Below are 311 nucleotides of genomic sequence, written 5' to 3' on the forward strand. Positions count from 1 at the left end.
GCCATTAACTGCTATAGAAAAGTCCCTAAACACGGTTATTAATGACCGGGATTTACGCATCAGAATAGAAACTCACGGGAATGACGAGCTAACGGCTATTTCGAGTAGCTTTAATAAAATGCTGGCACGTCAAAGTAGTTTAATTGCAGATATTCGACAAGCGTCTACCTCTGTGACCAACGCAGCCAACCAGATGTCAGAAATCACCAATCAATCTAATACATCAATTAACCAACAACAATATGAGGTAGAGCAAGTAGTTAGCGCTATGAACCAACTGGTTTTATCGTATAGAGAGGTCACATCTAGCG

General features: G+C 40.8%; 1 protein-coding gene. It reads left to right on the plus strand.

Annotated elements, in window-relative coordinates; translation table 11 throughout:
* Positions 1-118: 118 nt before the first annotated feature.
* Positions 119-311: hypothetical protein (locus Q4528_RS13260; protein ID WP_303521969.1), on the plus strand; the 193-nt coding region annotated here is incomplete at its 3' end.

Origin of the sequence: Staphylococcus pasteuri (assembly GCF_030547725.1) — a bacterium.
Classification (GTDB): Bacteria; Bacillota; Bacilli; order Staphylococcales; family Staphylococcaceae; genus Staphylococcus; species Staphylococcus pasteuri.